This is a genomic window from Curtobacterium sp. MCPF17_002 (genome assembly GCF_003234115.2).
Classification (GTDB): Bacteria; Actinomycetota; Actinomycetes; order Actinomycetales; family Microbacteriaceae; genus Curtobacterium.
The window spans coordinates 2,230,766-2,252,722 of sequence record NZ_CP126251.1; the positions used below are offsets into that span (position 1 = coordinate 2,230,766).

The following is a 21,957-nucleotide window of genomic DNA, read 5'->3' on the forward strand; positions in this document are numbered from 1 at the left end:
GTCAGCGGTTCTCCTTCTGGATCTGAGCCCACTTCTCTTCCACGTCGTTGATGCCACCGACGTTGAAGAACGCCTGCGTCGCAACGTGGTCGAACTCGCCGTCGGCGATGGCGCGGAAGGACTCGATGGTGTCCTTGAGCGGTACCGTGGAGCCCTCGACACCCGTGAACTTCTTCGCCATGTACGTGTTCTGCGAGAGGAACTGCTGGATCCGACGAGCGCGCTCGACCGTGATCTTGTCCTCTTCGGAGAGCTCGTCGACACCGAGGATGGCGATGATCTCCTGCAGTTCCTTGTTCTTCTGGAGGATCTGCTTGACGCGCGTGGCCGTCTCGTAGTGGTCGGCACCCAGGTAACGGGGGTCCATGATCCGCGACGTCGAGGTCAGCGGGTCGATCGCCGGGTAGAGACCCTGCGACGCGATCTCGCGAGAGAGCTCGGTGGTGGCGTCGAGGTGCGCGAACGTGGTCGCCGGCGCCGGGTCGGTGTAGTCGTCAGCCGGCACGTAGATCGCCTGCAGCGAGGTGATCGAGTGACCACGCGTCGAGGTGATGCGCTCCTGGAGCACACCCATCTCGTCGGCGAGGTTCGGCTGGTAGCCCACCGCGGACGGCATGCGACCGAGCAGCGTGGAGACCTCGGAGCCGGCCTGCGTGAAGCGGAAGATGTTGTCGATGAAGAGGAGCACGTCCTGCTTCTGGACATCGCGGAAGTACTCCGCCATCGTCAGCGCCGACAGGGCCACGCGGAGACGCGTTCCCGGCGGCTCGTCCATCTGGCCGAACACGAGGGCCGTCTTGTCGAAGACACCGGCCTCTTCCATTTCACCGATGAGGTCGTTGCCCTCACGGGTGCGCTCACCGACACCGGCGAACACCGAGACACCACCGTGATCCTGCGCGACGCGCTGGATCATCTCCTGGATGAGGACGGTCTTGCCGACGCCCGCACCACCGAAGAGGCCGATCTTGCCACCCTGCACGTACGGGGTGAGGAGGTCGATCGACTTGATGCCGGTCTCGAACATCGAGGTCTTGGACTCGAGCTGGTCAAAGGCCGGGGCCTTGCGGTGGATCGGCCAGCGCTCGGTGATCTCGATCTTCTCGTCGCTGTTGAGCACGTTGCCGAGGACGTCGAAGACCTTGCCCTTGGTGACGTCGCCGACGGGGACCGAGATCGGGGCGCCCGAGTCACGGACTTCCTGACCACGGACGAGACCGTCGGTCGGCTTCAGGGAGATGGCACGGACGAGGTCGTCGCCGAGGTGCTGCGCGACCTCGAGGCCGATCTCCTGCGACGAGTCACCGATGGTGATGGTCGTGAACAGGAGGTTGTACATCTCCGGGATTGCGTCGTGCGGGAACTCGATGTCGACGACGGGACCCGTGACACGGGCGATCCGGCCGACACCGGGCGCCGACGACGTCTCGACCGCGGTGGTTGCGGTGTCGGTCATGGCTGGTGCCTTCCTGAGGGTGGGTATCTGTCCGCGAACGACGCGGACTACTTCTTCTTCGTCGAGAGGGCGTCGGCGCCGCCGACGATCTCGGAGATCTGCTGCGTGATCTCCGCCTGACGCGCGTTGTTCGCGAGGCGGGTGAAGTCACGGATCAGGGAGTCGGCGTTGTCGCTGGCCGCCTTCATCGCCTTCTGCCGGGCGGCGTGCTCGGAAGCAGCCGACTGGAGCATGGCGTTGAAGATGCGGCTCTCGATGTAGACCGGGAGCAGCGAGTCGAGCACCGCATCGGCGTCCGGCTCGAACTCGTACAGCGGCAGGGGCCCGTCGTCCGAGGGCTCTTCGACACCCTCGACGACCTCGAGCGGGAGCAGGCGAACGACCTGCGGCTCCTGGGTCGCCAGGCTGAGGAAGCGGTTGAAGACGATGTGGATCTCGTCCACGCCGCCGTCCGCCGTGTCCTGGAGGAACTTCGCCACGACGGCGTCGCCGATCTCCTTGGCCGTCGAGAACTCGGGCTGGTCGGTGTTGCCGACCCACTGCTGCTCGGACGAACGCTCACGGAACGCGAAGTACCCGACGGACTTGCGCCCGACCAGGTAGTAGACGACGTCCTTGCCCTCGCTGCGGAGCAGGGAGGCGAGCTCCTCGCCCTGCTTGAGGACGTTCGTGCTGAACGCGCCGTTCAGGCCCCGGTCCGACGTGAACAGCACGACGGCTGCACGCGTCGACGACTCCGGCTCGGTGGTCAGCACGTGGTCGACGTTCGAGAACGTCGCCACGGCCGACACCGCGCGCGTCACGGCTCGCGAGTACGGGCCGGACGCAGCCATGCGGGCCTGCGCCTTCTGGATCCGCGACGCCGAGATCAACTCCATCGCGCGAGTGACCTTCTTCGTGGTCTTCGCGGACTTGATTCGCTGTCGGTAGACCCGGACCTGCGCTGCCATCTAGCGACGACCCTTGACGATCTGCTCCTGGTCGACGTCCTCGGCGTCAGCCGCCTGGACCTGATCGGACCCGAGCGTCTTGCCGTCGCTCGTCTGGAAGCTCTTCGTGAACTCGTCGATCTGCTTCGACATCTCGGCGACGGTGTCGTCGCTGAGCTGGTTCGTCTCGCGCAGGGTCGTGAGGACGTCGGAGTTGCGACGCAGGTGGTCGAGCAGCTCGGACTCGAAGCGGAGCACGTCGGGGACGGGCACCGTGTCGAGCTTGCCGTTCGTGCCGGCCCAGATCGAGACGACCTGCTCCTCGACGGGGTACGGCGAGTACTGCGGCTGCTTGAGGAGCTCGGTCAGACGAGCGCCCCGGTCCAGCTGACGACGCGACGCCTGGTCGAGGTCGGACGCGAACATCGCGAACGCCTCGAGCGAGCGGTACTGCGCCAGCTCGAGCTTCAGCGTGCCGGAGACCTTCTTGATCGACTTCACCTGGGCGTCACCACCGACGCGGGACACCGAGATGCCCACGTCGACGGCCGGACGCTGGTTCGCGTTGAAGAGGTCCGACTGCAGGAAGATCTGGCCGTCGGTGATGGAGATGACGTTGGTCGGGATGTACGCCGAGACGTCGTTCGCCTTGGTCTCGATGATCGGGAGACCCGTCATCGAGCCGGCGCCGAGCTCGTCGGACAGCTTCGCGCAACGCTCCAGCAGACGGGAGTGCAGGTAGAAGACGTCACCCGGGTAGGCCTCGCGTCCCGGCGGACGACGCAGGAGGAGCGACACCGCACGGTAGGCCTCGGCCTGCTTCGAGAGGTCATCGAAGATGATCAGGACGTGCTTGCCCTGGTACATCCAGTGCTGGCCGATGGCCGAGCCGGTGTACGGAGCGAGGTACTTGAAGCCGGCCGGGTCGGAGGCGGGCGCGGCGACGATGGTGGTGTACTCCATCGCACCGGCGTCCTCGAGCGCACCCTTGACGGAGGCGATCGTGGAGCCCTTCTGACCGATCGCGACGTAGATGCAGCGGACCTGCTTGTCCTCGTCGCCCGACTCCCAGTTGGCCTTCTGGTTGATGATCGTGTCGATCGCGATCGCCGTCTTGCCGGTCTGGCGGTCACCGATGATCAGCTGACGCTGACCACGGCCGACGGGGATCATGGCGTCGATGGCCTTGATGCCGGTCTGGAGCGGCTCGTGGACCGACTTGCGGGACATGACGCCCGGAGCCTGGAGCTCGAGGGCACGACGGCCCTCGGCTGCGATCTCGCCGAGACCGTCGATCGGGGCGCCGAGCGGGTCGACGACGCGACCGAGGAAGCCGTCGCCGACGGGGGCCGAGAGGACCTCGCCGGTACGGGTGACTTCCTGGCCCTCTTCGACTCCGGCGAACTCGCCGAGCACGATCGCGCCGATCGAGTCCTCGTCGAGGTTCTGCGCGAGGCCGAGCGTGCCGTCCGCGAAGCGGATGAGCTCGTTGGCCATGACGCCGGGGAGGCCCTCGACGTGCGCGATGCCGTCGCCGGCGTCGATGACGTGCCCGACCTCGGCCGTGGAGGCCTTCGTCGGCTCGTAGTTCGAGACGAAGTCCTTCAGGGCATCACGGATCTCATCGGGGCTGATGGTGATGTCTGCCATGGGATTTTCCTTGTTGGTTTCCGGGGCCTGTCGGCTCCGAGAGGGTGATGCTGCCTGACTCGGCAGTTCCCGTTGTGGACTTGGGAGGGGCGTCTTCGACCGTACGCTCAGCCGGCGAGCTGGAGCCGGAGCTCCGAGAGACGCGTGGAGACGGTGCCGTCGATGACGTCGCCGCCGATCTGCACCCGGACCCCGCCGACGACCGAGGGGTCGACCACGTGGTTGATGCTGATGTCCTTGCCGTACTTCTCGCCGATGCCGCGGGCGACACGAGCCGCCTGGCCGACCGAGAGCGGTGTCGCGGTGATGACCGTCGCGACGAGCTTGTCCGCCTGCTCGGCCACGATGCGCGAGGCATCACGGACGAGTTCGCCGATGCGGCGACCGCGGGGCTGCTGCACGAGGTGCGACAGGATCGTGATCGTCTGCGCCGAGACCTTGCCGCCGAGCAGCCGCTCGACGAGCGCGCTCTTCTGCGACGGGCTGCCGAGCTTCGTGCCGAGTGCCAGTTCGAGGTCGGCGTCCGAGCGGACGGCGGACTCGAACGAGAACAGCTCGGACTCGAGCGGGACGTCCGACGGTGCGGTGGCGGCGACGGCGCGGATGCCCGCGTCCTCGATGCCGACGAGGAGGTCCTGGTGCGAGGACCAGCGCGAGCCGGCCACCGCGGTCAGGACCGCACGCGTCGCGACCGACTGGCCGGCGAAGACGCGGTCGATGACGACCTTCTTGCCGGCCGGGTCAGCCGTCGGGTCGGACAGCAGACCGAGCAGCTGCGGCGCACCGGCGATCGCGCGCCCTGCGGCGAGGATCTCGGCACCGACGGCGAGGTCGGCCGCACCGCCGAGGTCGGCGAGCACCGCCCTCGTGGACGCCAGTGCTTCTCTGGTGGCGCTGCGCATGCTCAGTGCTCCCCGGCCTGCGAAGACGAACCCTGAGCCGACGAACCCTGCGATGCCTCGAGGTCGGCGAGGAACCGGTCCACGACGGCGGTCGACTTCGCGTCGTCCTTGAGGGACTCCCCGATCACACCGGAGGCGAGGTCGAGGGCAAGCGTGCCCACCTCGCTCCGCAGCGACTGGACAGCGCTCTGACGCTCGGCTTCGATCTGCGCCTGCGCGTTGGCGGTGATGCGTGCTGCATCGGCCTGCGCCTGCTCGCGGAGCTCGTTGCCGATCGCGTTCGCGTCGGAACGGGCCTGCTCACGGATGCGGGATGCCTCGGTCCGTGCCTCGGCGAGCTGCTTGTTGTACTCGTCGAGTGCGGCAGCGGCCTGCTCCTGAGCGGCCTCGGCCTTCTTGATGCCGCCTTCGATGGCCTCGGTGCGCTCATCGAGCATCTTCGTGATGCGCGGCGTGACGACACGCCAGAACACCAGGAAGATGATGACGAAGGCAACCAGCGACCACACGATGTCGTACACCGGCGGGATCAGCGGATTGTGCGTTTCCTCCGCCGCGATGATGAGTGCATTGTGCATCGAGGAACCTTAGTTGGTGCCGGTGAAGATGAAGTACGTGGCGATGCCGATGAAGGCCAGGGCCTCGGTGAAGGCGATACCGATGTACATGAGGGTCGTCAGGCGGCCCTGGAGCTCAGGCTGGCGAGCGACGGACTCGATCGTCTTGCCGACGACGATGCCGACGCCGATGGCCGGGCCGATCGCAGCGAGGCCGTAGCCAACCGTCGCGATGTTGCCGTTGATCTCCGCGAGAACGGTCGTTGCGTCCACGTGTTTTCCTTTCGAGGTGCGGGTCCGACGGTTGCCGGTCCCGTAGGGGGTCAGTGAGGAATCAGTGCTCGTCGGCCAGCGCCAGCTGGATGTAGACGGCGGTGAGGAGCATGAAGACGTAGGCCTGCAGCAGCGCGACGAGGATCTCGAAGAAGCTGAACGCGATGCCGAACGCGATCGTCCCGATGCCGAAGGCCTTGAAGCCGAGCGAGGCGTCGAAGAAGAAGAACTGCGTGGCCGAGAAGAACAGGACGAGCAGCAGGTGCCCGACGACCATGTTCATCAGGAGTCGCAGTGTCAGCGTCACCGGGCGGAGGACGAAGGTCGAGACGAGCTCGATCGGCGTCACGATGATGTACAGGTACCACGGCACCCCGGGCGGGAAGAGCGAGTTCCGGAGGAACGTGCCCGGGTGCTTGCGGAGGCCCGCGTAGATGAAGGCGACGTAGGCGATGATCGCGAGGACCATCGGCATCGCGATGCGGCTGGTGCCGGCGAGGTTCAACCCCGGGATCAGACCCGTGAGGTTCATGAACAGCACGCCGAAGAAGATCGACGCGAGGAGCGGCAGGAACCGCTTGCCGTCCTTCTCACCGAGGTTGTCGAAGGTGTTCCGGCGGACGACGTCGAAGCCGTACTCGATGAACGCCTGCCCGCGGTTCGGGACCAGCTTCAGCGCACGGGTTCCCGCGAACGCGAACACCAGGAGCACTGCGACCGCGATGAAGCGGATGATGACGACACGATCGATCTCGAAGGGCGTCCCTGCGAAGAAGATCGCATCCGGGAAGAACTCGTTGATCGACGGACCATGGAACTCGGCGGCCTTGCTGCTCCCCGCCGCCACGGTGTTGGCCGCGGCGGTGAGGGACAGGGGAAGAGCGTGGGATAGCAGCGCTGTCTCCTGTGTCGGCGCGCGCACATCATGGCACGCGATGGTGGACGTTGTGGAGGCTCGTCCGCTCCGAGCAAAGCTCCGGCCGCGGACTCCGAGAAGCCTATCAGGTGCGGGAGGCTTCCCGGTCTCTCAGTTGCGGGGCGCGTCCTTCTCAGGAGAAGCGGAGTCTCCCGGCAGCTCGACCCCGATCGGGATCCGGGCCTTCGCGACGGCGACGACGTCGATCACGAGCGAACCGACGACCCCGGCGATGATCACGATCGCGAGCACCGGGAAGTCCACCCAGTCGCGGTCCCGGAGCAGGACGAGCACGACGATGAAGACGATGAACTTCAGGAGCCAGGTGCCCATCACGATGCCGAAGAACGCACCGGAGATCATCTGGCCGCCGGACACCCGCAGCGCGACGAGGACACTCACCGCCGTCAGGCCGAGGAAGACCACGCTGAGGACGGCCCCGAGGAGTCCGCCGACGAGGCCCGGGCCGCCGGCGACGAGCAGGCCGACGACTCCCCCGACGACGGCGAGCCCGACGGCCAGGACCGCGCCCCAGGTGATGATGCGGCGGAACACCGGCCGGACGTGGTCGAGCGCGTTCGGTGCGGTCACGTGATGTCTCCTGGGATCGTGCGGTCGTTGGCGGCCCGGTCGAGCGGGTCGAGGCTGGCGTCCACCACGGTGGTGGAGCGGGTGGCGGCCTGTGCGGCGAACTCGGCCCGTTTGCGGCCGAGCGGGGCGAAGGTGGCCACGGCGCACACCGTGAACCCGACGGCGACGAAGACGACGACCCAGTACCAGTCCACGAAGAGGAACAGCAGGCAGCCGACGGCGACGGTGGCCGTCCACGCGTAGAAGATGAGCACCGCGTGGAAGTGCGAGTGGCCCATGTCGAGCAGGCGGTGGTGCAGGTGCTTCCGGTCGGCCGAGAAGGGCGACTTCCCCGCGCTGAGCCGTCGGGTCACCGCGAGGCCGAAGTCGAGGATCGGCACGATGAGGATCGCGAACGGGAGCAGGATCGGGATGAAGGCCGGCAGCAGCGCCTGGCGTGTCTGCACCGCGGCGGGGTCGATGTTGCCCGTCACGGACACCGCGCTGGTGGCCATCAGGAAGCCCACCAGCAGCGCGCCGGCATCGCCCATGAAGAGCTTTGCCGGGTGCCAGTTGAGGATGAGGAAGCCGAAGCAGGCGCCGACGAGCACCGCGGTGAGCAGCGACGGCAGGTTGAAGAAGAACTCCGTCTGCACGACCACGCGGTTGATGAAGAACGTGTAGAGGAAGAACACGCCGCCGGCGATGATCGCGACGCCCGCCACCAGGCCGTCCAGGCCGTCGATGAAGTTCACCGCGTTCATCACGAGCACCACCGCCAGCACGGTGAAGATGAGGCTCATGTAGGACGAGCCGACGCCGAGCGTGTTGCCGATCGGCAGCGACACGATGGCCACGCCCTGCCACGCGAGGATGCCCGCGGCGATGATCTGGCCCGCGAGCTTCGTCATCCAGTCGAGGTCCCAGATGTCGTCGGCGACGCCGAGCACCACGATGATGGTCGCCCCGCCGAGCACGGCGAGGACGCGGTTCGGCTCGGAGAACACCAACCGGAAGTAGTCGGTCCCGGCGATCGACGGGAACAGGAACCACGCCGCCAGGAGCGACACGATGACCCCGAGGTACATCGCGATGCCGCCGAGCCGGGGCGTCGGCGTGCGGTGCACGTCGCGCTCACGGACCTTCGGGTACCACTTGTACTTCAGCCCGAGCTTCCAGACGATCCAGCTGACGCAGAAGCTCACGACCGCCGAGATGGCCCCCGCGAGCAGGTAGTACTTCATCCGACGAGGTCGGCTCCGACGACCCGGATGATCTCGTCGTCGGAGATCACCCCGTGCCGGACGATGCGGAGCGTCCCGCCGTCCGACAGCCCGGTGGCGTCGACGATCGTCGACCCGGTCGAGGACGCGAAGCCCTCGTGCGCGTCGAGCGGGCCACCGTCGAGGTAGACCGCGACGCTGTCGCCGAGCATGGCCTCGGCCTGGTCGACGTCCATCGCGGCGGGGTCGCCGGTCGAGTTCGCCGAGGACACCGCGAGCGGGCCCACCTCCTGCAGGAGCTCGAGCGCGATGCGCGAGTCCGGCATCCGGAGGGCGACCGTGCCCCGCGTCTCGCCGAGGTCCCAGTCGAGCGACGGCTGCGCGCGGAGGATCACGGTGAGGCCGCCGGGCCAGAACTCGTCGACGAGGTCCCGCACCTCCTGCGGGATGTCGCTCGCGAGCGCCTCGAGCGTCGGCGGACCGGGGATCAGGACGGGCGGCGGCGACTGGCGCGTGCGGCCCTTCGCATCGAGGAGGCGCTGGACGGCGGCCTGGCTGAAGGCGTCCGCGGCCACGCCGTAGACGGTGTCGGTGGGGACGACGACGAGTTCTCCGCGCCCGAGGGCGGCACGTGCGAGCCGCATCCCGGTCAGGAGCCCGTCGGAGTCGGTGCAGTCGTATCGGGATGCCATGACTCGACGATGATAGTGCGACACAATGGAGGACATCGTGAACGAGACCTCCGCGCCCCCGCTCCTGTTCCTCTTCGACATGGACGACGTCCTGGTCCGGTACGACTGGAAGGTGCGGATGGCCGCCCTCTCCGAGTTCACCGGACACGAGTTCCAGGAGCTCCGCCGGCGCTGGTGGGACTGCGGCAACGAGCAGCGTGCCGAGGCCGGCGGGTTCGCCGACGGTGACGAGTACCTCGCCGCGTTCGAGCGGGCGATGGGCTGCGACGTCCCCGAGGCCGAGTGGGCGCGGATCCGCGGTTCCGCCATGACCGAGCTGCCCGAGCGGATCGAAGCGGTCCGGATCGCGAGCGAGCACGGCCGCGTCGGCCTGCTCACGAACAACGGTCCGCTCGCCGGTCGCTGGATCCACCGGTGGGCGCCGTCGCTGCCGCCGCTGTTCGGCGAGCACCTCGACACCTCGAGCAACTTCGGCGCGCGGAAGCCCGAGCCCGAGGTGTTCCGGCGGGCGCTCGCGCACCACGGCGTCCCCGCCGAGCGCACCTTCTTCGCCGACGACATGCCGGAGAACATCGCGGGTGCGCGGGGCGTCGGCATCCACGCGGTGCTCGTCGAGCACGACACCGACCTCCGTGACGAGGTGCGCGCGTTCGTCGCGGCGCAGGAACGCCTGTCCGCGCTCGTCCGGTAGACGGGGACCGCGTCACGGCCTGGAGGCGCGGGTCGCCTCCGACTAGCGGGTCGCGGTGGTCGTGCGGTCGCGCCCGGTGAGGTCGACGTGCGTCTCCGGGGAACGGAACCCCCGGCGCGCCAGGACCTCGCGGACCCCGGCCCCCTGCTGCTCGGCGTGCTCGACGACGAGGACTCCCCCGGGCACGAGCAGCCGCCACGCCGTCTCGGCCAGGGCACGCACGGCGTCGAGACCGTCCGGTCCGCCGTAGAGCGCCATCGCCGGGTCGTGGTCGCGGACCTCGGGGTCGATCGGGACGGCGTCGTCCGGCACGTACGGCGGGTTCGACACGACGACGGACACGGTGCCGTCGAGTTCGGGCAGCGCGTCGCCGAGGTCACCCTCGACGAGCCGCACGGTCCCACCGTGGGCATCGACGTTGCGCCGGGTCCAGGGCAGCGCCTCTGGTGACCGCTCGACCGCGTACACGACGGCGTTCGACACCTCGGTGTCCATCGCGATCGCGATCGCGCCGCTGCCGGACCCCAGGTCGACGGCGATCGGCTCGGGCACGGCGACCGCCCGGAGCGCGTCGATGCCGAACTGCACGACGCCCTCGGTCTCGGGCCGCGGGACGAACACGCCGGGTCCGACCGCGAGGGTCAGCATCCGGAAGTGCGCCTCGCCGGTGATGTGCTGGAGCGGCTCCCGGGTGGCACGCCGGGCGACGGCCTGCCGGAAGCGGTCGACGTGCGGACCCGCGATCGCGCCGCCGGTGAGCGCACGGGCCTGCACGGCGCCGCGCGAGGTGTCGGTCGCCCACGCGAGCAGCAGCTCGGCGTCGACCTGCGGGGTCGGGACGCCGGATGCGCCGAGCGCCGCGGTCGCCTCCTGCAGGAGACGATCCGCGGCGAACGTGACGGGCGTGTCGGACGTGATCCGTTCCTCCAGGGCCGTGTCTAGGCGTCCTGGTCGCCGATGGCGGCCAGACGTGCCTCTTCGTCCGCGGTGATCGCGGACTGGATGACGGGCTCGAGCGCACCGTTCATGACGCGGTCGAGGTCGTACGCCTTGTACCCGGTGCGGTGGTCCGCGATGCGGTTCTCCGGGAAGTTGTACGTGCGGATGCGCTCGGAACGGTCCATGCCACGGATCTGCGACTTGCGCGCGTCCGAGGCGATGGCGTCGAGCTCTTCCTGCTGCTTCGCGAGGATGCGTGCGCGGAGCACGCGCATGCCGGCCTCACGGTTCTGCAGCTGCGACTTCTCGTTCTGCATCGCGACCGTGATGCCCGTGGGCAGGTGCGTGATGCGGACCGCGGAGTCGGTCGTGTTGACCGACTGCCCGCCGGGGCCGGAGGACCGGTACACGTCGATCTTCAGGTCGTTCTGGTTGATCGCGACCTCTTCGGGCTCGTCGACCTCGGGGAACACGAGCACGCCCGTCGTGGACGTGTGGATGCGCCCCTGCGACTCGGTCTGCGGCACGCGCTGCACACGGTGCACGCCGCCCTCGTACTTGAGGTGCGCCCAGACGCCCTGGGAGGGGTCCGTCGCGTTCGACTTGATCGCGACCTGGACGTCCTTGTAGCCGCCGAGGTCGGACTCGGTCCGCTCGAGCATCTCGATCTTCCAGCCCTTGGACTCGGCGTAGTGCGAGTACATGCGCAGGAGGTCGGCCGCGAAGAGCGCCGATTCCTCGCCGCCTTCACCACCCTTGATCTCCATGATCACGTCACGCCCGTCGTCGGGGTCGCGCGGGATGAGCAGCCGGCGGAGACGCTCCTGGCGCTCCGCCAACTGCTCCTCGAGCGCCGGGACCTCGTCCGCGAACGCCTCGTCCTCACGCGCGAGCTCCTGGGCGGCGGCGAGGTCGTCCCCCGCCGCCTTCCAGGACTCGTACGCGGACTTGATCTGGTTGAGCTCGGCGTACCGCCGGTTCACCTTCTTCGCCCGGGCCGCATCGGCGTGGAGCGCGGGGTCCGACAGCTGCTGCGTCAGGTCCTCGTGTTCCGCCAGCAGCCCTGCCACCGACTCGAACACGCGTTACTCCTGGTGACCGTTGTGGTGGCCACCGGTCGTCGGGACCGACTTCTGCACCTGCACCAGGAACTCGACGTTCGACTGCGTCTCCTTGAGGTTCCGCAGCACGATCTCGAGTGCCTGCTGCGGGTCGAGCCCGGCGAGGGCACGGCGCAGGCGCCACGTGATCTTGACCTCGTCGGCGGAGAGCAGCTGCTCCTCGCGACGGGTCCCGGAGGCGTTGACGTCGACGGCCGGGAAGATCCGCTTGTCCGCCAGGTGACGGTTGAGGCGGAGCTCCATGTTGCCGGTGCCCTTGAACTCCTCGAAGATCACCTCGTCCATCTTCGAACCGGTCTCGACGAGCGCCGTCGCGAGGATGGTCAGCGAACCGCCGTCCTCGATGTTGCGCGCGGCGCCGAAGAAGCGCTTCGCCGGGTACAGCGCCGCGGAGTCCACGCCACCGGAGAGCACGCGACCCGAAGGGGGCGTCGCCAGGTTGTACGCACGGCCCAGACGGGTGATCGAGTCGAGGAGCAGGACCACGTCGTGGCCCAGCTCGACGAGGCGCTTCGCACGCTCGATGGCGAGCTCGGCGACCGTGGTGTGGTCCTCGGCGGGACGGTCGAAGGTCGAGGCGATGACCTCGCCCTTCACCGTGCGCTGCATGTCGGTGACCTCTTCGGGCCGCTCGTCGACGAGGACGACCATGAGGTGCGCCTCGGGGTTGTTCTTGGCGATCGCGTTCGCGATGGCCTGGAGCACGACCGTCTTGCCGGCCTTCGGCGGCGACACGATGAGCCCGCGCTGACCCTTGCCGATCGGCGACACGAGGTCGATGATCCGCGTGCTGAGCTTGCCCGGCTCGGTCTCGAGACGGAGGCGCTCGTTCGGGTACAGCGGCGTGAGGTCCTGGAAGTCGACGCGTGCGGCGGCTTCGTCGGCGGTCTGCCCGTTCACCGAGTCGACCTTGACGAGCGCGTTGTACTTCTGACGGCTCTGGTGCTCGTTGTCCTGCGGCTGCTTGATCGCGCCGACGACGGCGTCACCCTTCCGGAGGTGGTACTTCTTCACCTGGCCGAGGGAGACGTAGACGTCGTTCGGGCCCGGCAGGTAGCCGGTGGTCCGGACGAAGGCGTAGTTGTCGAGGACGTCGAGGATGCCCGCGATCGGGATGAGGACGTCGTCCTCGTAGACCTCGGGCTCGAACTCGTCGTTCTGGCCGCCGCGGCCGCGCTTGCGGTCACGCTGACGACGGCTGCGGCCGCCCTCGGTCTCGTCGACGGCGTTCTGCTGCTGCTGGGCCTGCTTCTGCTGGCCGTTCTGCTGCTTCTGCTGGCCCTGCTTCTGCTCGGACTTGTCGTCCTGCTGCTGGGCCTGCTTCTGCTCGCCCTGGTTCTTGGCGTTCTGCTGGCCGGCGTTCTGCTGGCCGTTCTGCTGGCCGCCGTTCTGCTGCTGACCGTTCTGGTCGCCGCCCTGCTCGCCGTTCTCGGCGTTCTGGCCACGCCCACGGCCACGACCGCGGCTGCGACGGCCGCGACGCGACCCGTTCTCGCCGTTCTGGTCGTTGTCGCCGTTCTGGTCGTTCTCGTCGTTCTGGTCGTCGTCGTCGCCGGCGGCTGCGCTCTCGACGGAGGGCTCGCCCTGCGCCTGCTGGGCACGGCGGCCACGGCGCTCCTGCTGCGGCGCCCGGTCCTGCTGCGCGGCCTCGTCCTGCTGCGCGGTCTGGTCCTGCTGGTCCTGCTGGGCCTGCTGGGTCTGCGAGTCGGGCTGTGCCTGCTGGTCGGCCTGCTTCGCACCCTGGGAGCCGCGCTGGCCGCGCCCGCGACGCTGGCCACCGGTCTGGGCGGCTTCCTGCGCGTCCTTCTCGGCACGGACCTGGTCGAGACCGGCGAGGAGGTCCTCGGTGCCGGTCTGGGCGTGGTTGGTGTGCTCGGCGGCCGAGGTCGGCGCCGCGTTCACAGTGCCGCCGGACGAGGCACGGCGGGACCGACGGGCACGCGACGGCGCGGCCTGCTCGGTCTCGGCCGCTGCGGCGACGGGAGCCTCGGCGGTGGGTGCTGCGGTGACGGGTGCTGCGGCAGCGGGTGCTGCGGCGGCGGCCGGCGCCTCGGTGGGCTCCGGCAGGGTCGGCTGCTCGGCGGGTGCTGCAGCGGCGGGCACTGCAGCGGCCTGGGCCTCGGCGGCGGGCGCGGTGTCCGTCACGGGGCGCTTGTCCTCGATCGAGGCGATGAGGTCACCCTTGCGGAGCTTCGAGAGCCCGGTGATGCCGAGGGAGGAGGCGATGCGCTGGAGTTCCGGGAGACGGAGGGCGCGCAGATCGCTGGGGATCTCCACCTGGGTGGAGTCGTTGTTGGTCAAGATGGGTGTTTCCTTTCGAACCGCAGAACGCGGAGAGTTTCCACCGTCCCGGATGCACGGGTATGCATCGACCGTCGTTCAGACGACGGACCGGGATTCGGTGATCAGAAAGAGATTGCCCCCGCGCACCGGACCCTGCGTGGCGAGGAAGATCCTGGTGCCTACGCGGGTTCGGCTTCGAGCGCCGAGTGCGGGTTCACTGTAGCACCACCGAGATCGACGGCCAGCATGAGCGCCCGCCAGTCGGATTCCCCGTGTCGTCTGACGAGGTCGGCCGCGGTGAGGCGCTGCGCGGGGTCGCTGCCGAGGACGAGCAGGCTCGGGCCCGCGCCGGAGACGACGGCCGCGAGACCGTGCTGCCGCAGCAGCCGGATGAGGGCGTCCGTCTCCGGCATCGCGCTCGCACGGTACGCCTGGTGGAGCCGGTCCTCGGTCGCGGCGAGGAGCAGCTCAGGACTCTGGATGAGCGCGGCGACGAGGAGCGCGGAGCGGGAGACGTTGAAGGCGGCGTCCTCGTGCGGGACGCTCGCCGGCTGCAGGGAGCGCGCGAGCTTCGTGGAGAGGGTCGACGTCGGCACGAACACCACCGGCGACACACCGCGGTGCACCAGGAGCCGCTTGTACGCGGGCCCCTCGGCGGTCATCCACGCGATGGTCAGGCCACCGAAGAGGGCGGGTGCGACGTTGTCGGGGTGTCCCTCCATCTCGGTCGCGAGCGTCAGGAGGGTCGAGGCTTCGAGGTCCACGATGCCCTCGAGGAGACCGCGTGCCGCCATCAGGCCGGCGACGATCGCCGCGGCCGACGACCCCAGCCCGCGGCCGTGCGGGATGGCGTTGCGGGCGTGCAGGTCGAGCCCGGGCTGCGTGACCCCGGCGTGCTCGAGACCACGGCGGACCGCGCGCACGACCAGGTTCGAGTCGTCGGTCGCGACCTCACCGGCGCCGACACCGTCGACCGTGACGGTGGCACCCGGCTCGGGACGGACCCGCACCACGACCTCGTCGTAGAGCGAGAGGGCGAGACCGAGCGAGTCGAAACCGGGTCCGAGGTTCGCCGAGGTCGCCGGTACCCGAACGCGGACCGCCCGTCCGGCCGGTACAGCGTTGCGGGCGGTCGTGCCCTCCCCCGGTCCGGACGAGCGGTCCTGGCTCACGCGGTGCCGACCAGTCCGAGCACGTCGGCGACCGCCTTGGTGTCGACGGGGACGAGCGTCGGGGCGACCTCGCCGCCGTCCTGCGTGCGGAGGGCCCACTGCGGGTCCTTGAGGCCGTGACCCGTCACCGTGATGACGACCCGTGCGCCCTTCGGTACGATCCCGGCGTCGGCACGCTCGAGGAGCCCGGCGACACCGATCGCGGACGCGGGCTCGACGAAGACGCCGACCTCGGCCGACAGGATGCGGTGGGCGGCGAGGATCGCCTCGTCGGTGATCGCGCCGAAGTAGCCGTCGGTCTCGTCGCGTGCCTCGAGGGCGAACTGCCACGAGGCCGGGTTGCCGATGCGGATCGCCGAGGCGATCGTGTCCGGGTTCTTCACGACCTCGCCACGGACGATCGGCGCCGAGCCCGCGGCCTGGAAGCCGAACATGCGCGGGAGCTTCGTCGAACGGCCGGCGGCGACGTCCTCGCGGTAGCCGCGGGAGTACGCCGTGTAGTTGCCGGCGTTGCCGACCGGCAGGAAGTGGAAGTCCGGCGCGTCGCCGAGCACGTCGACGACCTCGAACGCGGCGGTCTTCTGCCCCTCGATGCGGTCGTTGTTGACGGAGTTCACGAGGTGCACCGGGTAGTTCGCGGCGAGGTCGCGCGCGATGTCGAGGCAGTCGTCGAAGTTGCCCTGCACCTGCAGCAGCTGGGCGTCGTGGGCGACGGCCTGGCTGAGCTTGCCCATGGCGATCTTGCCCTCGGGCACGAGCACCGCGGCGGTGATGCCGGCGTGGGTGGCGTAGGCGGCGGCGGACGCACTGGTGTTGCCGGTCGAGGCGCAGATGACGGCCTTCGCGCCGTGCTCGACGGCCTTCGAGATCGCCATCGTCATGCCGCGGTCCTTGAACGAACCGGTCGGGTTCATGCCCTCGAACTTGACGTAGACCTCGGCGCCGGTCCGCTCGGACAGGCGTCGCGCCGGGATGAGCGGGGTCCCGCCCTCACCGAGCGTGACGACGGGCGTCGCTTCGGTCACGTCGAGTCGGTCGGCGTACTCGCGCAGGACTCCCTGCCACTGGTGGGCCATCAGGCTCCCCTTCTTCTTCGGTCGGAAGTTCGTGTGTGTGCTGGCGACGGACGGCTCAGGCGCCGACGACGCGCAGGACGCTGGTGATCTCGACGACGACGTCCTCGTTGCGGAGCGCCACCACGGTGTTCGCGAGGTCGGACTCGCGCGCCAGGTGCGTGCCGATCACCAGGGTCGCCGTGGCGTCGGCACCGGTGGCGACGGTCTGCTCGACGGTCTCGACGCTGACCCCGTGCTTGGCCAGGACGCCCGCGACGGTCGACAGCACGCCGGGGGCGTCCGCGACGTGGAGGGTGATCTGGTAGCGGGTGCGGACCGTGCCGATCGGGAAGACCGGCAGGGCGCCCTGCGTCGACTCGGCGACGCCGGGGCCGCCGATGACGTGGCGGCGGGCGGCGGAGACGAGGTCGCCGAGGACGGCCGAAGCGGTCTCGACGCCACCGGCGCCGGCGCCGTAGAACATCAGGTCGCCGGCGGCCTCGGCCTCGACGAACACGGCGTTCTTCGCACCGTGCACGCTGGCGAGGGGGTGCGACTCGGGCACGAGGGCCGGGTACACGCGGGCGCTGACGCCCTCGGTGCCGTGCTCGTCGGTCAGGCGCTCGGCGGTCGCGAGGATCTTCACGACGTACCCGGCCTTCCGCGCGGCCCGGACCTGCTCGATCGTCACGGAGGTGATGCCCTCGCGGTGGACGGCGGCGAGCGGGACCGAGGTGTGGAACGCGAGCGAGGCCAGGATCGCGGCCTTCTGCGCGGCGTCGTAGCCCTCGATGTCGGCGGTCGGGTCGGCCTCGGCGTACCCGAGCTCCGTCGCGGTGGCGAGGGCGTCCTCGAAGGTCGCGTTCTCCCTGTCCATGAGGTCGAGGATGAAGTTCGTGGTGCCGTTGACGATGCCCATGATGCGCATGATCCGGTCGCCGGCGAGGGAGTCGTGCAGCGGGCGGATGATCGGGATCGCACCGGCGACGGCGGCCTCGTAGTAGAGCTGCGCGCCGACCTGCTCCGCCGCGGCGAAGAGCTCCGGGCCGTGCGTCGCCAGGAGCGCCTTGTTGCCGGTCACGACGTCGGCACCGGACTGCACGGCCTGCAGCACCAGGGTGCGCGCGGGCTCGATGCCGCCGATCAGCTCGACGACGATGTCCGCGCCGAGGATGAGGGATTCCGCGTCCGTCGTGAAGAGTTCCTTCGGCAGGTCCACGTCACGCGGGGCATCGACGTCGCGGACGGCGATCCCGACGAGCTCGAGGCCCGCACCGGCGCGTGAGGCCAGCTCGTCACCGTGTTCGAGGAGCAGCCGCGCGACCTGGGAACCGACCGAGCCGGCTCCGAGCAACGCGACGCGGACGTTGCGGTATTCGATCATCTGGGAGGGGTTCCTGTCGGTAGGGGTCGGCCCTGTCGGGTCGGGGGTCACCGGCCGGCGCTGGGCGCGGGCGCGACCCCGGTGTCGCGGGCGAGGAGGTCGTCGATCGACTCGCCCCGCACGAGGATACGGGCTGCGCCGTCGGCGACCGCGACGACGGGCGGGCGGCCCATGTGGTTGTAGTTGCTCGCGAGGCTCCAGCAGTACGCACCCGTGGCGGCGACGGCGAGCAGGTCACCGCGGTGCACGTCGCCGGGCAGGTACTCGTCGTTGACCACGACGTCCCCGCTCTCGCAGTGCTTCCCGACGACCCGGGTGAGCACGGCCGGGGCGTCCGACGTGCGGGCGAGCCGGGCCGTGTAGTCGGCGCCGTACAGCGCCGGACGGATGTTGTCGCTCATCCCGCCGTCGACGGAGACGTAGGTGCGGGTGGCGGACACGCCGGGGATGCCCGACACGTCGTCGGACAGCGTCACGGGCTTGATCGTGCCGACCCGGTAGAGCGTGATCCCGGGCGGACCGACGATGTACCGCCCCGGCTCCACCGCGATCTCCGGCACCGGGATGCCCCGTTCGGCGCAGGCCTCGGCCACGATCGTGGCGAGCGCGTCGGCGACGTCCTCCGGCGCGAAGGCGGAGTCCGCCTCGGTGTAGTCGATGCCCCAGCCGCCGCCGAGGTTGAGCTCCGGCACCGGCCCGGACGCCACGAGCGTGGCGTGCACGTCCATCAGCCGACGGGCCGCTTCGCGGAAGCCGGACTCGTCGAAGATCTGCGAGCCGATGTGCGAGTGCAGCCCGACGAACGCCAGGGACGGCTGCGCGCGCACGGCCTCGGCGGCGTCGACCGCCTCGGACAGGGGGATGCCGAACTTCTGGTCCTCACGAGCGGTGGCGAGGTACTCGTGCGTCGACGCGTGCACCCCGGTGTTGATCCGGATCCGCACCCGCTGCACGACACCGGCGTCGGCCGCGGCGCGTGCGACGCGCTGGACCTCTTCGTGGCTGTCGAGGACGATCGTGCCCACGCCCACCTCGACCGCACGGGCGATCTCGGCGTCGGACTTGTCGTTGCCGTGGAACCCGAGCATCGCCGGGTCCGCTCCCCCGGCCAGCGACACCGCGAGCTCGCCGGCGGTGCACACGTCGAGACGCAGGTCGGCGTCGGTCATCCAGCCGGCGACGTGCGTCGTCAGGAAGGCCTTGGCCGCGTAGTAGACGTGCGCCCGGGTGCCGATGCGCTCGAAGGCCTCGGAGAAGGCGTTCCGCACGCGGACCGCACGCGACTGCACGTCGCGCTCGTCCACCACGTACAGCGGGGAGCCGAACCGCGCCACCAGGTCGGAGGCGGTCAGCCCGCCGACGGCGAGTTCGCCGTCGTCGGTGCGCGTCGCGGACGCGGGCCAGATGCGCGCCTCGAGCGCGGACGGGTCCGTCGGGAACCGCAGGCGCTGCGGGGCAAGGGGGTTCTCGCTCACGGGACCCGATCCTACCGAGCCGAGCCGCGCCTCCAGGCCGCGTTACGCGACCCGGACGTCAACCGCACTTGCCCACCGTCTGGAGTCCCTGCTCGTTGAGCGGCAGCGAGTCGGCCGTGACCCGCACCGACGCCTCGGACGAGGTGATGTCGAGGGAGCGCACCCGGAGCTGCGACGGCAGGAACTGCGCGGTGCAGACCTGGACCGGCACGTTCGTGACGCCCGGGATGGAGTCCACCTTGAGGCCGAGGGCCGAGTTCGTGATCCGCACCGTCTTCGGGGTGATCGTGATGCCCTTGCCGTCGTCCTGCGCGACGACCGCGCCCTTGGCCGCGTAGGTGATGTCGTAGCCGAGCACCGCGGTCTTGCCGGACAGCTCGACGCCGCCGTCGGCCAGGCTGAGCCGGTCGAACAGCGGGCTGTACTTCGCCAGGTCCTTGACGCTCGACGACGCCAGCGTGACGTTGCCGTCGACGTCGCGGACGTCGCCCTTGCCGTCGATCGGGACGTCGTGGGCCGTGACGTCGGCGGCGAGCGGGACCCCGTCGATCGTGAGCTTCGCCGACGAGATCTCGACGTCGTCGAGCTTCCCGCCGATGAGCTGCGGGATGACGATCCCCTTCGCGTGCGCGTCGACCTTCCCCGTCGCCCCGTCCGGCAGCGACTGCTCCACCTGCTGGGCGATCATGCGGTCGACGACGCCACGCAGGACGAACTCGGCGATGACCGCGATCGCGGCCAGCAGGACCACGACGACGATGAGGACGACGGGCCAGCGGCGGCGCTTCCGGGGGGTCTCGGTGGCGACGGACATGCGTCCCACCTTGCCAGGGTCTCCCGGCAGCGAGCCTGGAGGCGCGGGGTGCGCCCGGCGGGTGCGCTGCGGGGGGTGCGGGGCCTGCCCTGCTGTCGGGTTGCACCCCCGTACGAACATCGCGCCCCGGTGTGACGGGGCGCGATGTTCGTGCGGGGGTGCGATGTCCCCGCCACGACGGGGACTGAGGACTCGAAGGACCCGACCGGCTACATGCGCTCCGGCGCGGTGACGCCGAGCAGCCCCAGCCCGTTGCGGACGACCTGGCCGGTGGCGTCGTTCAGCCAGAGACGCGTGCGGTGCAGGTCCGTCACGGCCTCGTCGCCGAGGGGCGTCACGCGGCAGGAGTCGTACCAGCGGTGGTAGAGCCCGGCCAGCTGCTCGATGTAGCGCGCGATGCGGTGCGGCTCGCGGAGCTCCGCCGCGTGGCGCACCACGCGCGGGTACTCGGCCAGGGCACCGAGCAGCGCGCCCTCGGTGTCGTGCGTCAGGAGCGAGGCGTCGAAGACCGACCGGTCGACACCGGCGGTCGCGGCATTCCGGGCAACGGACTGCGTGCGGGCGTGGGCGTACTGCACGTAGAAGACGGGGTTGTCGTTCGTGCGCTTCACGAGCAGGTCGAGGTCGATGTCGATCGCGGTGTCGCTCGCGAACCGGACGAGGGAGTACCGGCCCGCGTCCACGCCCACCGCGTCGACGAGGTCCTCCATCGTGACGATCGTGCCCGCGCGCTTCGACATGCGCATCGGCTCGCCGTCCTTGAGCAGGTTGACCATCTGCCCGATGAGGATCTCGAGGTTCTTGCCGGGCTCGTCGCCGAACGCCGCGCACATCGCCATCATCCGGCCGACGTAGCCGTGGTGGTCGGCGCCGAGCATGATGAGGTTCCGGTCGAACCCGCGCTCGCGCTTGTCGAGGTAGTACGCCAGGTCGCCGGCGATGTAGGCCGGCTCACCGTCGGACTTGATCACGACGCGGTCGCGGTCGTCGCCGAAGTCGGTGGTGCGGAGCCACTGGGCGCCCTCGGCCTCGAACATGTGGCCGTTCTCGCGCAGCCGGCCGATGGCGCGCTCGACGGCCTTCGACTCGTGCAGGGCGTTCTCGTGGAAGTACACGTCGAAGTCGACGCCGAAGTCGTGCAGCGACGACTTGATGTCGGCGAACATGAAGTCGACGCCCTCGCGACGGAAGACCTCCTGCGCCTCGTCGCGCGGCAGGTCGCGGACGTCGGTGCCGGGCTCGAGCGTGGCGATGACCCGCGCCGCGATCTCCGCGATGTACGCGCCGCCGTAGCCGTCCTCTGGCGTGGGCTCGCCGAGGGCGCTCGCGACGAGCGAGCGGGCGAACCGGTCGATCTGCGCGCCGTGGTCGTTGAAGTAGTACTCGCGGGTGACCATCGCGCCCTGCGCCTGGAACACCCGGGCGAGGCTGTCGCCCACCGCGGCCCAGCGCACGCCGCCCATGTGGATCGGACCGGTCGGGTTCGCGGACACGAACTCGAGGTTGATCCGGACGCCGTCGTACAGGTCGCCGTCGCCGAAGGCCGAGCCCGACTCGACGATCGTGCGGGCGATCTCGCCGGCGGCGGCCGCCTCGAGTGTGATGTTGATGAAGCCGGGACCGGCGACGTCGACCGTGTCCACGCCGTCGAGCTCGGTCAGCTCGCCGGCGATCTCGGTCGCGAGCTCGCGCGGGTTCGTGCCGAGGCGCTTCGCGAGCTGCATGGCCGCGTTCGACGCCCAGTCGCCGTGCGCCCGGTTCTTCGGACGCTCGAGGACCACGTGGGACTCGTCGATCGTCACGGTGTCGGAGGCACCTCGTCGCTCGACGATGCCGGTCAGGATCGACAGGTACG

General features: G+C 69.7%; 20 protein-coding genes. 1 reads left to right on the forward strand and 19 read right to left on the reverse strand.

Annotated elements, in window-relative coordinates; all coding sequences use genetic code 11:
* Position 1: 1 nt before the first annotated feature.
* From atpD to DEJ28_RS10470, 10 genes are all read right to left on the reverse strand, one after another.
* Positions 2-1,456 (reverse strand): F0F1 ATP synthase subunit beta, encoded by a 1,455-nt coding sequence (atpD, locus tag DEJ28_RS10425; RefSeq protein ID WP_111073617.1) that lies wholly within the window; start codon positions 1,454-1,456, stop codon positions 2-4.
* A 47-nt stretch (positions 1,457-1,503) separates the two neighbouring features.
* A complete protein-coding gene (locus tag DEJ28_RS10430) occupies positions 1,504-2,406 on the reverse strand; it encodes a F0F1 ATP synthase subunit gamma (protein ID WP_111114721.1) in 903 nt (300 codons plus the stop codon).
* Entirely contained in the window at positions 2,407-4,035 is a 1,629-nt protein-coding gene (gene atpA / locus DEJ28_RS10435; protein WP_111114722.1) for a F0F1 ATP synthase subunit alpha, read from the reverse strand.
* 107 nt (positions 4,036-4,142) lie between these two features.
* Positions 4,143-4,937, reverse strand: coding sequence for a F0F1 ATP synthase subunit delta (locus DEJ28_RS10440; RefSeq protein WP_111114723.1), 795 nt, complete (start codon positions 4,935-4,937; stop codon positions 4,143-4,145).
* A 2-nt stretch (positions 4,938-4,939) separates the two neighbouring features.
* Positions 4,940-5,515, reverse strand: a complete 576-nt coding sequence (locus DEJ28_RS10445) for a F0F1 ATP synthase subunit B (RefSeq protein WP_111114724.1) — start codon at positions 5,513-5,515, stop codon at positions 4,940-4,942.
* A gap of 9 nt (positions 5,516-5,524) precedes the next feature.
* The gene (gene atpE, locus DEJ28_RS10450; protein WP_017885749.1) at positions 5,525-5,767 is read right to left on the reverse strand and encodes an ATP synthase F0 subunit C; all 243 of its coding nucleotides are present in this window, start codon (positions 5,765-5,767) and stop codon (positions 5,525-5,527) included.
* 61 nt (positions 5,768-5,828) lie between these two features.
* Complete coding sequence (gene atpB / locus DEJ28_RS10455) at positions 5,829-6,614, reverse strand: F0F1 ATP synthase subunit A (RefSeq protein ID WP_111114725.1); 786 nt, start codon at positions 6,612-6,614, stop codon at positions 5,829-5,831.
* Between the two features lie 180 nt (positions 6,615-6,794).
* Entirely contained in the window at positions 6,795-7,274 is a 480-nt protein-coding gene (locus DEJ28_RS10460; RefSeq protein ID WP_258367953.1) for a Cg1360 family ATP-synthase-associated protein, read from the reverse strand.
* On the reverse strand, positions 7,271-8,497 hold the full coding sequence (locus DEJ28_RS10465; protein WP_111114726.1) for an MraY family glycosyltransferase: 1,227 nt from the start codon (positions 8,495-8,497) through the stop codon (positions 7,271-7,273). The genes DEJ28_RS10460 and DEJ28_RS10465 overlap by 4 nt, the downstream gene beginning before the upstream one ends.
* Positions 8,494-9,168: an L-threonylcarbamoyladenylate synthase gene (locus DEJ28_RS10470; protein ID WP_111114727.1), complete on the reverse strand. Its 675-nt coding sequence runs from the start codon at positions 9,166-9,168 to the stop codon at positions 8,494-8,496. The genes DEJ28_RS10465 and DEJ28_RS10470 overlap by 4 nt, the downstream gene beginning before the upstream one ends.
* Before the next feature lie 37 nt (positions 9,169-9,205).
* Between DEJ28_RS10470 and DEJ28_RS10475 the strand changes: the two genes are divergently transcribed.
* Positions 9,206-9,859, forward strand: a complete 654-nt coding sequence (locus DEJ28_RS10475) for an HAD family hydrolase (RefSeq protein WP_181433631.1) — start codon at positions 9,206-9,208, stop codon at positions 9,857-9,859.
* Positions 9,860-9,901: 42 nt separating this feature from the next.
* Here DEJ28_RS10475 and prmC read toward each other — a convergent pair whose 3' ends face one another.
* The 9 genes from prmC to argS form a co-directional block, all read right to left on the reverse strand.
* Complete coding sequence (gene prmC, locus DEJ28_RS10480) at positions 9,902-10,777, reverse strand: peptide chain release factor N(5)-glutamine methyltransferase (RefSeq protein WP_111114729.1); 876 nt, start codon at positions 10,775-10,777, stop codon at positions 9,902-9,904.
* A 20-nt stretch (positions 10,778-10,797) separates the two neighbouring features.
* Complete coding sequence (prfA, locus tag DEJ28_RS10485) at positions 10,798-11,880, reverse strand: peptide chain release factor 1 (protein ID WP_111114730.1); 1,083 nt, start codon at positions 11,878-11,880, stop codon at positions 10,798-10,800.
* Between the two features lie 3 nt (positions 11,881-11,883).
* Positions 11,884-14,220 (reverse strand): transcription termination factor Rho, encoded by a 2,337-nt coding sequence (gene rho, locus DEJ28_RS10490; RefSeq protein WP_111114731.1) that lies wholly within the window; start codon positions 14,218-14,220, stop codon positions 11,884-11,886.
* Positions 14,221-14,381: 161 nt separating this feature from the next.
* Positions 14,382-15,374 (reverse strand): homoserine kinase, encoded by a 993-nt coding sequence (thrB, locus tag DEJ28_RS10495; protein ID WP_111114732.1) that lies wholly within the window; start codon positions 15,372-15,374, stop codon positions 14,382-14,384.
* On the reverse strand, positions 15,371-16,450 hold the full coding sequence (gene thrC, locus DEJ28_RS10500) for a threonine synthase (RefSeq protein WP_111114733.1): 1,080 nt from the start codon (positions 16,448-16,450) through the stop codon (positions 15,371-15,373). The genes thrB and thrC overlap by 4 nt, the downstream gene beginning before the upstream one ends.
* Before the next feature lie 55 nt (positions 16,451-16,505).
* On the reverse strand, positions 16,506-17,813 hold the full coding sequence (locus DEJ28_RS10505; protein ID WP_111114734.1) for a homoserine dehydrogenase: 1,308 nt from the start codon (positions 17,811-17,813) through the stop codon (positions 16,506-16,508).
* A gap of 47 nt (positions 17,814-17,860) precedes the next feature.
* Positions 17,861-19,288 (reverse strand): diaminopimelate decarboxylase, encoded by a 1,428-nt coding sequence (gene lysA / locus DEJ28_RS10510; protein WP_111114735.1) that lies wholly within the window; start codon positions 19,286-19,288, stop codon positions 17,861-17,863.
* A 58-nt stretch (positions 19,289-19,346) separates the two neighbouring features.
* Positions 19,347-20,102, reverse strand: coding sequence for an LmeA family phospholipid-binding protein (locus DEJ28_RS10515; protein WP_181433632.1), 756 nt, complete (start codon positions 20,100-20,102; stop codon positions 19,347-19,349).
* 209 nt (positions 20,103-20,311) lie between these two features.
* Positions 20,312-21,934, reverse strand: coding sequence for an arginine--tRNA ligase (gene argS, locus DEJ28_RS10520; protein ID WP_502866955.1), 1,623 nt, complete (start codon positions 21,932-21,934; stop codon positions 20,312-20,314).
* Positions 21,935-21,957: the final 23 nt, after the last annotated feature.